General features: G+C 70.5%; 15 protein-coding genes. 2 read left to right on the top strand and 13 right to left on the bottom strand.

The window, feature by feature from the left end:
• The first annotated feature begins 4 nt into the window (after window positions 1-4).
• Together F4554_RS07835 and F4554_RS07830 are read left to right on the top strand one after the other, a co-directional pair.
• Entirely contained in the window at window positions 5-874 is an 870-nt protein-coding gene (locus F4554_RS07835) for an LLM class flavin-dependent oxidoreductase (protein WP_179786773.1), read from the top strand.
• A gap of 161 nt (window positions 875-1,035) precedes the next feature.
• Window positions 1,036-2,397, top strand: a complete 1,362-nt coding sequence (locus tag F4554_RS07830; protein WP_179786772.1) for an AarF/UbiB family protein — start codon at window positions 1,036-1,038, stop codon at window positions 2,395-2,397.
• A 43-nt stretch (window positions 2,398-2,440) separates the two neighbouring features.
• Here F4554_RS07830 and F4554_RS07825 read toward each other — a convergent pair whose 3' ends face one another.
• The 13 genes from F4554_RS07825 to F4554_RS07765 all read right to left on the bottom strand — a co-directional run bounded on the left by F4554_RS07825 (window position 2,441) and on the right by F4554_RS07765 (window position 13,532).
• Window positions 2,441-2,602, bottom strand: a complete 162-nt coding sequence (locus tag F4554_RS07825) for a hypothetical protein (RefSeq protein ID WP_179786771.1) — start codon at window positions 2,600-2,602, stop codon at window positions 2,441-2,443.
• A gap of 253 nt (window positions 2,603-2,855) precedes the next feature.
• A complete protein-coding gene (locus F4554_RS07820) occupies window positions 2,856-3,020 on the bottom strand; it encodes a hypothetical protein (RefSeq protein WP_179786770.1) in 165 nt (54 codons plus the stop codon).
• Between the two features lie 155 nt (window positions 3,021-3,175).
• A complete protein-coding gene (locus F4554_RS07815) occupies window positions 3,176-3,457 on the bottom strand; it encodes a WhiB family transcriptional regulator (RefSeq protein ID WP_179786769.1) in 282 nt (93 codons plus the stop codon).
• Between the two features lie 272 nt (window positions 3,458-3,729).
• Window positions 3,730-3,999, bottom strand: coding sequence for a hypothetical protein (locus F4554_RS07810; RefSeq protein ID WP_179786768.1), 270 nt, complete (start codon window positions 3,997-3,999; stop codon window positions 3,730-3,732).
• Between the two features lie 156 nt (window positions 4,000-4,155).
• Window positions 4,156-6,309: an ATP-dependent DNA helicase UvrD2 gene (locus tag F4554_RS07805; protein ID WP_179786767.1), complete on the bottom strand. Its 2,154-nt coding sequence runs from the start codon at window positions 6,307-6,309 to the stop codon at window positions 4,156-4,158.
• Between the two features lie 92 nt (window positions 6,310-6,401).
• A complete protein-coding gene (locus F4554_RS07800; RefSeq protein WP_179786766.1) occupies window positions 6,402-6,647 on the bottom strand; it encodes a mycoredoxin in 246 nt (81 codons plus the stop codon).
• Between the two features lie 169 nt (window positions 6,648-6,816).
• Window positions 6,817-7,794 (bottom strand): NAD(+) diphosphatase, encoded by a 978-nt coding sequence (gene nudC, locus F4554_RS07795; protein WP_337795924.1) that lies wholly within the window; start codon window positions 7,792-7,794, stop codon window positions 6,817-6,819.
• Window positions 7,795-8,086: 292 nt separating this feature from the next.
• Window positions 8,087-8,233 carry a hypothetical protein gene (locus tag F4554_RS07790; RefSeq protein WP_179786765.1) on the bottom strand — a complete coding sequence of 49 codons (147 nt, stop codon included), beginning with the start codon at window positions 8,231-8,233 and terminating at the stop codon, window positions 8,087-8,089.
• Between the two features lie 159 nt (window positions 8,234-8,392).
• Entirely contained in the window at window positions 8,393-9,094 is a 702-nt protein-coding gene (locus F4554_RS07785) for a hypothetical protein (RefSeq protein ID WP_179786764.1), read from the bottom strand.
• Window positions 9,078-10,277, bottom strand: coding sequence for an ATP-binding cassette domain-containing protein (locus tag F4554_RS07780; RefSeq protein WP_179786763.1), 1,200 nt, complete (start codon window positions 10,275-10,277; stop codon window positions 9,078-9,080). The genes F4554_RS07785 and F4554_RS07780 overlap by 17 nt, the downstream gene beginning before the upstream one ends.
• 30 nt (window positions 10,278-10,307) lie before the next feature.
• Complete coding sequence (locus F4554_RS07775; protein ID WP_179786762.1) at window positions 10,308-11,426, bottom strand: ABC transporter ATP-binding protein; 1,119 nt, start codon at window positions 11,424-11,426, stop codon at window positions 10,308-10,310.
• A 9-nt stretch (window positions 11,427-11,435) separates the two neighbouring features.
• Window positions 11,436-12,461 carry a carbohydrate ABC transporter permease gene (locus F4554_RS07770; protein ID WP_179786761.1) on the bottom strand — a complete coding sequence of 342 codons (1,026 nt, stop codon included), beginning with the start codon at window positions 12,459-12,461 and terminating at the stop codon, window positions 11,436-11,438.
• A 36-nt stretch (window positions 12,462-12,497) separates the two neighbouring features.
• Complete coding sequence (locus F4554_RS07765) at window positions 12,498-13,532, bottom strand: carbohydrate ABC transporter permease (protein ID WP_179786760.1); 1,035 nt, start codon at window positions 13,530-13,532, stop codon at window positions 12,498-12,500.
• Between the last annotated feature and the right edge of the window lie 3 nt (window positions 13,533-13,535).

Genomic DNA, 13,535 nt, shown 5'->3' with positions numbered 1-13,535 from the left:
GTTCATGAGATACGGATTCGTGCTGCCTTACGGAGACGCGCGTGCCGCCGCGGAGCTGGCGGAGATCGCCGAGGCCCACGGCTGGGACGGCTTCTTCGCCTGGGAGGGCATCTGGGCGATCGATCCCTGGGTCGTCCTCGCCGCGGCGGCCACCCGCACCAGCCGGATTCGCCTGGGCACGATGCTCACCCCGCTTCCCCGGCGTCGGCCGTGGGAGCTGGCCGGGCAGACCTCCACCCTGGACAACCTCTCCGGCGGGCGGGTCACGCTGTCGGTCGGCCTCGGCGTCGCCGGCGAGGACCGGTTCTGGCTGTTCGAGGAAGACCCCGGCCGGCGGGTGCGCGCCGAGCAACTCGACGAGGGCCTGGCGATGCTGGCGCAGCTGTGGGGCGAGCAGGCGTTCGACTTCCGCGGCCGGCACTACCGCTCCCGCGTGATCGGCGCCCTGGCCCCGCCGCCACCACCGGCGCCGGTGCAGCGGCCCCGCATCCCCGTCTGGGTCGTGGGCGCCTGGCCCCGCCCGAAGTCGATGGCCCGGGCGGCGCGCTGGGACGGCTGGCTCCCCCATCACGCTCCCATCGATCCAGGCCGGCAGGACGGTGGCTTCTCCCCGGAGCTGCTCCGGTCCGGTGTCGAGTGGATTCGGTCACATCGGGCCGAGGCCGGACTCGGCATGGACGGGTACGACGTGGTGGTCGAGGGCAGCACACCGGCACACGATCCCCGTGCGGCGGCGGAGCAGGTCCGCCCGTGGGCGGCCGCGGGCGCGACCTGGTGGCTGGACGCCGACTGGAGCCTGGGCTTCGACATCGACCAGGTGCGCACCGAGTCCGAGCGCCGGCTTCGCGCGGGTCCCCCCAAGGTCGACGAGTGACATCCACATCACGCGGAGTACGAAAGCCCGGACCGGCACCGTGACGGAAGCATGGGGAGGAGGTCACGCTGCGCAGGAACACCCGGGATGGCCCGCGGGAGGAGGACGGCGTACGTCCCTCGGCCGACGCCCAGGTTGACTGCTACCTGGACAATGGATCCGTGAGCGATCTTCCTCGACACTCCGTCGCCCGGACCGCCCGGCTCGCGAGTCTTCCCATCGGCATCGCCGGCCGGACGGCACTGGGGTTGGGCAAGCGGCTGGGCGGCAAGCCCGCCGAGGTCGTCCTCTCCGAGGCTCAGCGGCGCACCGCGGACCAACTGTTCAAGGTGCTGGGCGAGCTCAAGGGCGGCGCGATGAAGTTCGGCCAGGCGCTGTCGATCTTCGAGGCGGCCCTTCCCGAGCACCTCGCCGGGCCCTACCGCGCCACGCTGACCAAGCTGCAGGACTCCGCGCCGCCGATGTCGGCGGACCGCGTGCACAAGGTTCTCGAGCGCGAGCTCGGGCCGCACTGGCGACGGCGGTTGCGCAACTTCGACGACGAGCCGGCCGCGTCGGCGTCGATCGGGCAGGTCCACCGTGCCCAGTGGCCGGGCGGACGAGACGTCGCCGTCAAGATTCAGTACCCCGGGGCGGCGGAGGCACTGCGCGCCGACCTCAATCAGATCGCCCGGCTCAGCCGGCTGTTCACCACCTGGATGCCCGGGCTCGAGGTCAAGCCGCTGGTCGCCGAACTCAAGGCACGCATCAACGAGGAGCTCGACTACAGCCTCGAGGCGGCGGCACAGGAGCAGTTCGCCACCGCCTACGACGGCGACCCCGACTTCGCCATCCCCCACGTCCGGCTGCACACCCCGCACGTGCTGGTCACCGACTGGCTGGACGGCACGCCGCTCAGCCAGGTGATCGCGCACGGCACGCAGGAAGAACGCGACCACGCCGGCCTGCTGTTCGTACGGTTCCTGTTCTCCGGACCCGCCCGCGCCGGCCTGCTGCACGCCGACCCACATCCCGGCAACTACCGCATCACGCCCGACGGGCGGCTCGGCGTCCTCGACTTCGGCCTGGTCGCCCGGCTTCCCGGCGGTTTCCCGCCGCAGATCGGCCGGCTGCTGCGGATCGGCCTGAACGGCGACGCCGACAACATCCTGGAGGGCCTGCGCGCCGAGGGGTTCGTGAAGCCGCACATCGACCTCGACGCCGACGAGCTGTACTCCTACCTCCAGCCGTTCACCGAGCCGGCCCGGCACGAGACGTTCCGGTTCAACCGGGAGTGGATGCGGTCGCAGTTCCAGCGGATCACCGACGTCCGCAGCACGAGTGCGAAGACGGCGTTCAAGCTCAACCTGCCGCCGTCGTACGCCCTCATCCACCGGGTGTGGAGCGGCGGCATCGGCGTACTCGCCCAACTCGGCACCGAGGCGCCGTTTCGGGCCGAGCTCGAACGCTGGCTGCCCGGGTTCACCGACGAACCCGTGATCGGCGCCTCCGACGGTCAGGCGTCGCCGGCGCCGACCGCCTGAGCCGGACCCACCGGGCGGCGCACCGCGACCGGTTTGCCGGTCGTCACCAGTAGCTGCGCTCCAGCCTGCACTCGATGTTGCGTACGTTGTCGCGCGCGCAGCTCTCGCAGTAGTGCTGGACGCTTCCCCGCTCCCGCGACACCACCCAGGTGAGTGGAGGCACTTCCCCCGGAGCAGTCGTTCCACACAGGTCGCAGTCGATCATGATCGCCGTCGCCTCTCGCCAGCGGCCGCTCCCCCGCGGCCGCGTCCGGTCGATGCACCCATGGTCCACGCCGAATGTGACAGCCACGCTACGGACGCAGGCCCGGAGTCTTTTCGTTATCGCGGGTTCGGTCCGCGACCGGTCACCGTCCGACACATCCCCGTCGCGACAGGCCGCGAACCCGGAACGGCCGGGATACCCCTGGTGGGGTATCCCGGCCGTGTCAGTTGCGGATGGCGCCGGATCGTCCCGGTCAGACGTAACGCGTCCGTACCAGGAAGGTCCGCAGGGTGAGCTTGCGCTCCTCCCGGTTACGGCGCCGGGCCCGGCGCGCCTCGGCGGCCCGCCGGTGCGCCCGGCCGGCGTCGAGGCGCTCCTGTATCTGCGCTCGGGCGAGATCTTCGTGGAGAAGATTCATGGTGGTGCTCCTTGTGCTGGCTGTGCTGGTGGACCTTCCCCGAAGTGCCGGGGTGAGGGCGTGCTCGGTGTGGAGGTGGTCAGACATCGGATTCCCTGTACGAAGGGAGGCGACGGTCCGGCGCGGCCGGGCCGACGTACTCGGTCGGGTGATGGTCATGCGGCGACTTCGTTCTTGCGGGGACGTCCGCGCGGCCTCTTGCGCGGAACGACCACCCCGGCGATGAAGAGTTCGCCACCCCAGACTCCCCACGGCTCTCGCCGGGCGAGCGCGCCTTCGAGGCACTCCCGCCGGATCGGGCAGTCATGGCAGATGGTTCTCGCGAACTCGACGTCCGCCGGGGACTCCGCGAAGAAGAGCTCCGGGTCGGATGAGCGGCAGGGAAGCTCTGCCTCTGTCACGACGTCCGTTACGGCGTCGAGGACGCTAAGACTCACTTCCAGTCACCTCCTTGTGTCTGGTGTCGTGCTGGGCCCGTACATCCAGTGGCCGGCCACTGCGTGCTCGGTGACCAACCGGTGGTGCCGTGTTGCGGGTGGAGCGGGTGCTGCGGGTGCAGCGGGTTGTAGCGGTGACGCGGATGGTGCGGTGGTGCGGTTCTGCGGTGGTGCTGGCTCATCGACTGCCGCCTTTGGGTCCGGAGAAACAAGAAGGCCGCGGATCCCTGTGCTCGGGATTCCGCGGCCTTGGAGGCGCCAGTCGTGATTTCTCATCGATCTGGTGGGCTCCAGGCTGGAACACCCGACACGGGGGCCTTGGCGATCGGGGCGGAAACGCCCGTCAGGAAGGCCGGGAGGGACTTGGTCACGACGTCGTCACGGACGTTGAGCGCGCGCACGCGAACGTCGAGACCGCCGCCGGACACACTGGTCCCTTGGCGCGGCAACTTGATGGGCGAGACGCAACGGCTCGCGATCAGGTGAACCGAGACGGAGGTGTCGACCATCAGCTCGCGCGACACGTCGGTCGTAACGATCACTGGGACCCCCTCCTCTCGGTTTAGACATGCGGCGCCGCAGGGCGGCGGCGGGAGTGATGATGACACTAGTGCCTGGCGTCGGAGCCAGGCAACGGAATTAACGAGGGAGTTTTCGGTGCTGTCGCGCGGGGCTGCCGGGTGGCCGCACGGGCACGATCAGCCGGGCTCGCCTGCACAGATCGCCAGTACGTCGTCGGCGTAGCGCTTGAGTTTGGTCGCACCGACTCCCGGAATGCCGGCCAGCTCGGACTCCCCCGACGGGCAGGCCTCCGCGATCGCGATCAGGGTGGCGTCGGTGAAGACGCAGTATGCCGGGACGCGCTGCTCCTGGGCCTGTTCGGTGCGCCAGGTGCGCAGCCGCTCGAACATCGACTCGTCGTAGGTGGCCGGGCAGTCCGCGCAGCGGCCCACCTTGCGCTCGGCCGCATCGTGCAGCGGCTGACCGCAGGTGCGGCACCGCGCCACCGATCGGGTGGTCGTACGCCTGCCGGACCGCTCACCCCCGCCGCGCCCCTCGGTGGCGTCGGCGGCGGCGGAGCCCTTCGGCCGGACCGAGGCGAGGAACCGGGACGGCCCCCGCCGGCCCCGCCCGCCGGGAGTGCGGGACCGCGACCAGGACACGGCCAGGTGCTCCCGCGCCCGGGTCACGCCGACGTACAGGAGCCGGCGTTCCTCTTCCACCTGCTCCTCGGTCTCGGCGTAGGTGATCGGGACGGTGCCCTCGTGCACGCCGGCCAGGAACACCGCGTCCCACTCCAGGCCCTTGGCCGCGTGCAGGGTGGCGAGGGTGACTCCGTCGGCCGCGGGGGCGTGCTGGGCGGCGACGCGTTCGTCGACCACGGCGAGGAACGCCGCGAGGTCGGCGTCGGGGTGCTCCTCGGCGAGGTCACCGGCCAGCGAGGCCAGCGCCGTCAGCGACTCCCAGCGCTCACGAACCGCGCCCGATCCGGTCGGCGCCTCCTGCGTCCAGCCGGTGGCGGCGAGGACCGCGTGCACGTCGGTGACCAGCCCGGCACCGGACATCTCCGCTGCCCGGACGGCTCCGCGCAGCAGCACGATCGCCTCCCGCACCTCGGGCCGGTCGAAGAACCGCTCCCCGCCGCGGACGAGGTAGCGAACGCCGCGTTCGGCGAGCGCCTGCTCGAACGCCTCCGACTGCGCGTTGACCCGGAACAGGACGGCGATCTCCCGCAGCGGCGTGCCCTGCCGGGCCAGCCGCTGGATCGCCCGGGCGACGTCCTCGGCCTCCTCCACCTCGTCGGCGTACTCGGTGAAGGTGGGCTCGGGGCCGTCGGGACGCTGGGCGCGCAGAGTGAGCCGATGTCGGCTGGCCGGCCCGCGAGCCCCGGCGAGCAGGCCGTTGGCCACCCGGACCACCTGCGGGGTGGAGCGGTAGTCGCGCTCCAGCCGGACGACGGTGGCGCCGCGGTGCCGCTTGGTGAAGTCGAGAAGGTAGGCCGGGCTGGCACCGGCGAAGGAGTAGATGGTCTGGCTCGCGTCACCGACCACACACACGTCGGAGCGGTCGCCGACCCACAGGTCGAGCAGGGTCTGCTGGACCGGGCTGACGTCCTGGTACTCGTCCACGACGAAGTGGCGGTACTGCGAGCGGACGGCGGCGGCGACCTTGGGCGAGTCGGCCAGCAGCGCGGCGGTGCACAGCAGGACGTCCTCGAGGTCGAGGTGGCCGCGGTCGCGGCGTACCTCCTCGTAGGCGGCGAACACGTGCGACACCGTGGCGGCGTCGTAACCCGCGACCTGCCGGCCCGCCTTGGCCGCCACCCGGGGGTAGTCGTCGGGGCGGACGTTGCTGACCTTGGCCCACTCGATCTCGCTGGCCAGGTCGCGGCGGCCGGCAAGGTCGGCCTGGACGCGGCACCGCGAGGCGGCCTCGGCCACGAACCGCAACTTGCTGTCGACGATGGGCGGGAGCTCGCCGCCGTAAACCTGCGGCCAGAAGTAGCGTGCCTGCCGCAGCGCCGCGGAGTGGAAGGTGCGGGCCTGCACCCCGGCAACCCCGAGCTCGCGCAGCCGCCCCCGCATCTCACCGGCCGCGCGGGTGGTGAACGTCACCGCCAGCACGGTCTGCGGCTGCCAGTGGCCGGAGAGCACCGCGTAGGCGATCCGGTGGGTGATCGCCCGGGTCTTGCCGGTACCGGCGCCGGCCAGGATGCACAGCGGTCCGGAAAGCGACGTGGCCGCCTCGCGCTGCTCGGGATCGAGCGCGGCCAGCACCTCGTCGGCGGTCGGTGCGGGCCGAGATCCCGGGGCGCCGGCCAGTCCGGCGAGAAGGTCAGTCACTTCGCCCATGATTCCAGTTCGCTCCGACAGCTCGCCCCGACACCCGGTTCAGGTGTCGGGGCGGGGTGGGAGGAGGGAGTACGAAAGGTGCGCGAGGCCGCTCAGGCGGCGGTGAGCCGCTCCTGCACCTGGGCCAGCGACGGATTGGTCAGCGCCGAGCCGTCCGGGAACACCACGGTCGGCACGGTCTGGTTACCGCCGTTGACCTTCATCACGAGTTCGGCCGCCTCGGGCTGCTGCTCGATGTCGACCTCGGTGTAGGTGATGCCCGCGCGTTCCAGCTGCCCCTTGAGCCGGCGGCAGTATCCGCACCACGGGGTGGAGTACATCGTGATGGAGTCTGACATCGATGACATCGGGGTCCTTCCGTACGAGCCGGACACATCGGGTCTACCGGGTCTGCTGGGTTCTGTCGTTTCTGCCGTACTGCTCAACAGTCCGGCCGCCGGGCTTCTTCCCGGGAGGAGGTCACCCGGGATCCGTCCTCGACGGGCCGCTCCGCCGAGGACGGGCTGGTCACCACGATCCGGACAGCGGTGAGCCGTACCACGTCTCGATCAGCCGGCGGGCGATCGACACCTCGCCGGGCAGGAGGAGCTCGCCCGACTCCACAGCGGCCTTCAGGTCGGCCCGGCTCAGCCAGCGGGCCTCGACGATCTCCTCCTCGTCCACCTGGATCCGGGTCGAGATCGCCCGGGCGAAGAAGCCGAGCATCAGGCTGGACGGGAACGGCCACGGCTGGCTGCCGGCGTACTCCGCGTCGACAACGTGGATGCCGGTCTCCTCGTGCACCTCGCGGGCGACGGCGTGCTCCAGCGGCTCACCCGGCTCCACGAAGCCGGCCAGGGTGGAGAACCTCCCCACCGGCCAGCTTCCCTGCCGGCCGAGCAGGCAGCGGTCCTCGGCGTCGGTGACCAGGACGATGATCGCCGGGTCCGTACGTGGGAAGTGCTGGGTCTCGCAGGCGGGGCAGCGGCGCACGTGCCCGCCGTCGGTCGGCCGGGTCCGTGCGCCACACCGCGCGCAGTGCTGGTGTGCCGCGTGCCAGTTGACCAGCGCGACAGCATGGACGACCACGCCCGCGTCCCGGTCGGGCAGGGTGCCGCCGACCTCACGCAGGCCCGCCCAGCGGACCTTCTCCGCGGGCCGGCCGTCGAGGAGGACGTCGGGACCCAGGTCCTCGGACGCGCCGGTGAACGCGACGGCGAAGTACGGAACGTCGGCCTCGTCCAGGCCCAGGAAGTACCGCTCCTCGGTACCTCCCTCACCTGCGTCGCCGGCCGGGTCGGCGCCGCCGAGCGCGTCGAGTGCGGCCGGGCTCACGTAGACCAGCGACGTGAGGTCGTCGGCCACCGGCACATCCCCCGCGAGGACGGGGACGGCCCGAGCCCTCTCGTCGGCCCATCGCGCGGCCACCCAGTCGGGGTCGCGGCGACGCTCCGTCGCTCGGTCGAGGGTGGCGCGGGCAAGGGCGAGCGAGGAGAGGCGAGGCACGGTCGACCACTGTAACGGCGCGACGGTGGCCACGTCGTCCGCGCGTCCACGCCGGTCCACGCCGGTCCGCGGTAGGCCACCGGCCGGCGACCGTTCCCGGACGACCCCACCCACAGGGGGGCGTACGTCAACTTTGGGAAGAGAGGAACGAACTGTCGGAAGGCGGGACTGCTGTTCCCGCTGCGACTCCCAGCGCTCGGAGCCGCCTCCTTCCGGAGGAGGCGGCTCCGAGCGCCGACCACGTGGTCGGCGCCCGGTCCGTGCGTGTGGACGGATGGACCCGGCGGATGGGTCAGTAGCCGTCGAGGTCGAGCACGACAAGCAGGGCGTACTCCACGTCGAAGATCATTCCCTCCCGCGTGGTCGGCACGGCGACCCATCGTTGGCGGTGCGTTTCGTACCACAGCAGGTATTCGCGGGCTCGGTCGAGACGACGCACGGTGAAGGCTCCTCCCCGTCACAGAACGCAAGGACACCCCCACCCCGGGACCACGTCCGTCCGCTTCCACACCCTGGATCCCCGGCCGCCGGACCGGCCGGGGGGACGAATCTCCTGGGAGAGGCTGCGGTCGAACGTATGGTCGAATGCTAGGTGGTGTTAGCGGGCAAGTGGTGTCGACACGACGGAGTGGAGGTCACGAAGTCGGTGGGTTTGGGCAACGGCGACGAGCACCGGCACGATCAGCGCCACCCCGGCGATCGTCACCACTCCCACCAGGACGCACAACCCCACCAGCAGCCAGGTGACCAGGGCGCGTTCCGGCGCCTGCCAGACCAGCCGTACCGACCGCGCCGCGAGCCGCGCGGGCGACAGGGTGGGGTCGTCGGCGAACAACGGCCCCCAGTACGTCCCGCACACCGACCAGACCAGCACGGCCAGCGTCAGCACCGTCACCAGCGGGGTGAGACCGGCCGCCGAGGCGGCCCACGCCGACCAGACGAGTACGCCGAACGTTCCGTAGAGCGGGGCCAGGGTGCGCAGGGCGGGCACCCCGAGCTCGCGGAGGAGTTCGCCCGCCAGCCCGAGGTCGACGTGCTGGCCCCGGCAGGCCGAGGCGGCGACGCCGTACACCACCGCGGTGGCCGGCGGCAGCGCCGTCGCACTGACCAGCCCGAGGATCACCCGCAGCCAGCCCGGCAGCCCGGTGAACGCCAGCGCCAGCACGCCGGGCGCGAGCACCGCCGCCCAGGCGAGGTTGGTCATCACCATCCGCTCCACCTGGTCGGCGACGGTGGCGAAGGTCGCCCAGCTGGGGCTCCGGCGTTCGTCCCCGGGCCCGATGTCATCCAGGAACGGCACCGGCGGCCTCCTGCCCACTGGACGAGTTCGCGCCGGCGGCGACCGGCGCGTCCGCGGCCGACAGCGACGCCCCGGTCTCGGCGTCGAACAGATGCACCTTCGCCATGTCCACGCCGAGCGGGATCTCCTGGTCGAGGTAGCTGGACGGCACGCGCACCTTGAACGTCGCCACGAAGTCCTGGCCCTCCGCGCCGCCCGGCCCCTCCGGGAGACTGAGGTAGACCGTGCTGCCGCTCGACGTGGGCTCGACCAGGTTGACCACGCCGTGCACGGTGTTCTCCTCGGTCACCTCGAACGGCGCCATCCGCGGCACGTGCAGGTGCTCGGGCCGCACGCCGACCTTGACCGGACGGTCGACGTGCCGGCGCAGGCGTTCGGTCACGCTCGGATCCAGCGGCAGCCGCAGGCCCGCGCCCTCGACCACCAGCCGGTCGCCGTCGGCGCGCACCACCATGTCGAACAGGTTGATGCTGGGCGTGCCGATGAAGTACGCCACGAACAGGTTGGCGGGGTGGTCGTAGAGCTCCGCCCCGGTGCCGATCTGCTGGATCCGGCCGGCGTTCATCACCGCGATCCGGTCGCCCAGCGCCATCGCCTCGGACTGGTCGTGGGTGACGTAGACCGTGGGCCGCCGCTTCTCCCGGTGCAGGGTGAGGATGTCCTCGCGTGCCTGGTACCGCAGCTGGGCGTCCAGGTTGGACAGCGGTTCGTCGTAGAGGTACAACGCGGCGTCCCGCACCATCGCCCGTGACAGCGCCACCCGCTGGCGTTCGCCGCCGGACAGCTGCCGGGGCTTGCGGGCGAGCAGGTGGTCGATGCGGAAGGTCGCCGCGGCCGCCGGCACGGCGGTGCGGACCTCCGTGCGGGGCGTACGCCGGGACCGCAGGCCGTAGGCGATGTTCTCGAACACCGTCATGTGCGGCAGGATCGCGTAGTCCTGGAAGACCATCGCGATGTTGCGGTCCCGCGGCCTGATCTCGTTGACCAGCCGCTCGCCGAACCGGATCTCCCCCGAGGTGACGGGTTCCAGGCCGGCCAGCAGCCGCAGCGTCGTCGTCTTGCCGCATCCGGACGGGCCGACGAGGACGAGCAGCTCACCTGCGGCGATCTCGAAGCTCACCCCGTCGACGGCGCGCTTCTCCGCGAACTGCTTGACCAGGTTGTCCACCGCGATCGCGTTCACCGTGCCGCTCCTCCTCGTTCCGGTGCCTTCTCAGAACAGTTCGAGTACGCCGGGCACATGGTGCGGTTCCTCTCCGTCGGCGGCGAACACGTACGCCCGCTCCCAGTCCGGGGTGATCGCCACCTCGGACCGGTCGGGGTAGTCGACGGGCGCGGTCACCGCGACACTGGCCTCGCCCAGGTGGCCGTACAGGAAACTCGCCCGCTCGGTGGGGATCCGCTCGCGGTGCCGCACCCGTAGCGGCGCACCGTCGGCGGTGTCCAGCAGCCAGCCCTCCGGCCGCACTCCGACCCGCACCGGTCCGGTCGGCAACGACCCGGCCAGGTCGTCGGGGAGTTGCCAGGTGCCTTCGGGCACCGCCACCCGGCCCGCCTCGATCGTGGCCGGGATCACCGCCATCGGCGGGGCACCGACGAACGTGGCCACGAACAGGTTGGCCGGAGTGGAGTACAGCTCGTCGAACGTGCCGACCTGCTCGATCCGCCCGCCTCGCATCACCGCGATGCGGTCACCCATGAAGATGGCTTCCTGCTGGTCGTGGGTGACGTACAACGTGGTGATGGCGAACTTCCGCAGCAGCTTGCGGATCTCCACCCGGGTGCGCTCGCGCAGCTTGGCGTCCAGGTTGGAGATCGGCTCGTCCATCAGGAACAGCTGCGGCTCCCGGACGATGCACCGCCCGATCGCCACCCGCTGCTGCTCACCGCCGGACAGCGTGTCGGGCACGCGGCCGAGCAACTGCTCGAAGCCGATGCCCATCCGTTCGGCAGTCTCCCGGGTCCGCTGCTCGGCCTCCTCCTCGGTGCGGTCGTGCACCTCGAAGTAGTAGGCCAGGTTGCCCTTTCCCTTCATCGACGGGTAGAGCGCGTAGTCCTGGAACACCATGCCCACACCGCGTTCCTGCGGGCGTACGTAGGTGACGTCCTGGCCGTTGTAGAGGACCCGGCCGGACTCCGGGTACTCCAGCCCCGCGACCACCTTGAGCAAGGTCGACTTGCCGCACCCGGACGAGCCCACCACGCTGACCGTCTCGCCCTCGGCGAGGGACAGGCTCACCCCGTCCAGGGCCGGCCGCTCCCCGCCGTCCAGGTCGACCACCCGCTCGGCCTGGTAACGCTTGCGTACCTGCTCGATCTCGATCGACGCCATCGGCAATCCTCACTTCAGACCGCGCAGGCGGATGCCGCGCAGGAGGTACTCACGGCAGACGACGAACGCGATGAACACCGGCAGCGACTGCAGGATGCCGAGCACCATCAGGCCGTTCCACGACATGCCGGCGGACAGGATCTGCTGCATCTGCTGGGCCGCGGCGCTGGCCTGATTGGCGTCCGTCGCACCTGCCTGCGTGAACTTCTGCAACAGGTTGTAGATCTCCACCGAGGCCGGCATCTTGTCCGGACTCTGCAAGACCACCAGCGGCCACAGGAACTGGTCCCAGGCGCCGCTGAACGCACCCCAGATCGCCACGGCGTACACCGGAACGCTCATCGGCAGCACGATCCTGCGGAAGATGTTGAACTCCGACCCGCCGTCCACCCGGGCCGCCTGGATCACGGAGTTCGGGATCGTGTCGAAGAACCCCTTGAAAAGAAGGAAGTTGAACGCCTGGAAGACGATCGGCAGGATCACCGCCCAGTGGGTGTCCCAGATCCGTACGTTGGGCCAGACGAGGGTGTCGCTTCCGAAGAAGGACGGCGCGTCCGGGAGAGCGAACGGGAAGTTGCGGGTCAGCAGGTAGTTGGGGATCAGCGTGAGCGCCGCCGGCATCATCAGCGTGCCGATGAAGAACAGGAACGACCAGCGGGCCAGCGGTCCCGTCTGCAGTTTGCTGTTGGCGTACGCCGCGAGCGAGGTGATCGGGATGCCGAGCACCAGCACCCAGAACGTGATGTTGACGGAGTTCAGGAAGAACTTCCAGAACGGCCCGTCCATCAGGGTGGTGGCGGCGGTGTTGCCGCCCTGGACCAGGCTCACCACCAGCCGCCAGCCGGCCAGGGTTCCGTCGTGCGGCCACCAGGTCGGCGGGAACTGCAACACCTCCTGCCCGGACTTGAACGACGTGATCGCCATGAAATAGAAGGGGAACAGGTGCAGGGTGATGCCGAGGCACAGGAACGCCACGACCAGCCACCAGGCGATCCGCAGCATCGGCTGCTTGCGCCCCACGCGCGGGAAGAGCATGTCTTCGGTCCTCCTACCGGTCTACTGGTCTGTGGCCTACTGGTCGGGGTCCTCGCGGAAGAACCTGCGCTGGATGACGACCAGCACCATCGTCACCACGAACAGGAAGACGCCGAGGGCGGTCGCGTCCGCGTACCGCAGGCTGCGCATGAGCTCGTAGAGGTACATGACGACGGTGCGGCTGGCACCGCCCGGCCCCCCACCGGTCATGATGAGCGGGAACTCGAACGCCTGCGATGATCCGATCACCGCGAAGATCAACAGCATCGAGATGACCGGGCGCAGCCGGGGCAACGAGATGGTCCAGATCTTGCGCCAGAATCCCGCGCCCTCGATCTCGGCCGCCTCGTAGTAGGAGGCCGGGATCCCTTGCAGGGTGGCCATGTAGATCAGGCCGGGCCCGAAGAAGAGGATGCCGGGGAAGACCAGCCAGAACAGCACCTGGTTGCCGCTGTTGAGGAACGGCTGCGGCGACAGGTGCAGCACCTCCGTGGCCACCCACTGGAACAGGCCGTACTGCGCGTTGAACATGTAGCGGAACAACAACGTGCTGGCGATTCCCGACAGCGGCAGGAACCACAGCAGCATCATCCAGCGGATGTGCCGCCGCGGCATCTCCATCAACAGGATCGCCACGACCACGGGGATCATGAACGTCAACCCGATGCTCAGCACCGTGTAGATCGCGGTGACCTTGAACGCCTCACCGACCAGCGGGTCGCGCCACATCCGCAGGTAGCTCGTCAGCCCGGTGAACTCCACCGGGCCGCGGAAGCGGGCGTTGGTGAAGCTGATGACGAACGCCATCAGCAGCGGATACCAGCCCCACGACAGCTGGAAGAGGAACGCCGGTGCGACGAACAGCGCTCCTTCCAGCCGGCGCCGGCGGCTCAGCCTGGGCGCCGCCGAGGTGCTCGTGCCCCGCGCGCCCTGGGGCGTCCCGGCGCCGGGCGCGTCGGCCACCGCGGTCGGTGCCGTGCCCTGGCCGCCGGCGGGGTTCTGGGGGTTCTCGGGATTCTGGGGGTTCTGGCCGGAGCCCGCGGCCCCGGGAATCACTCGTTCACCAGTCATCGG

Origin of the sequence: Actinopolymorpha rutila (assembly GCF_013407855.1) — a bacterium.
In the GTDB taxonomy this organism is placed as follows: domain Bacteria; phylum Actinomycetota; class Actinomycetes; order Propionibacteriales; family Actinopolymorphaceae; genus Actinopolymorpha; species Actinopolymorpha rutila.
The sequence above is the reverse complement of the archived record's forward strand: the minus strand, read 5'-3'. Positions and strand labels throughout refer to the sequence as shown.

Bases quoted from the DNA above. Each gene is read 5' to 3' on its own strand.
- F4554_RS07835 (WP_179786773.1), top strand. From the start codon at position 5: ATGAGATACGGATTCGTGCTGCCTTACGGAGACGCGCGTGCCGCCGCG.
- F4554_RS07825 (WP_179786771.1), bottom strand. From the start codon at position 2,602: ATGATCGACTGCGACCTGTGTGGAACGACTGCTCCGGGGGAAGTGCCT.
- F4554_RS07820 (WP_179786770.1), bottom strand. From the start codon at position 3,020: ATGAATCTTCTCCACGAAGATCTCGCCCGAGCGCAGATACAGGAGCGC.
- F4554_RS07805 (WP_179786767.1), bottom strand. From the start codon at position 6,309: ATGGGCGAAGTGACTGACCTTCTCGCCGGACTGGCCGGCGCCCCGGGA.
- F4554_RS07800 (WP_179786766.1), bottom strand. From the start codon at position 6,647: ATGTCAGACTCCATCACGATGTACTCCACCCCGTGGTGCGGATACTGC.
- F4554_RS07775 (WP_179786762.1), bottom strand. From the start codon at position 11,426: ATGGCGTCGATCGAGATCGAGCAGGTACGCAAGCGTTACCAGGCCGAG.
- F4554_RS07770 (WP_179786761.1), bottom strand. From the start codon at position 12,461: ATGCTCTTCCCGCGCGTGGGGCGCAAGCAGCCGATGCTGCGGATCGCC.
- F4554_RS07765 (WP_179786760.1), bottom strand. From the start codon at position 13,532: ATGACTGGTGAACGAGTGATTCCCGGGGCCGCGGGCTCCGGCCAGAAC.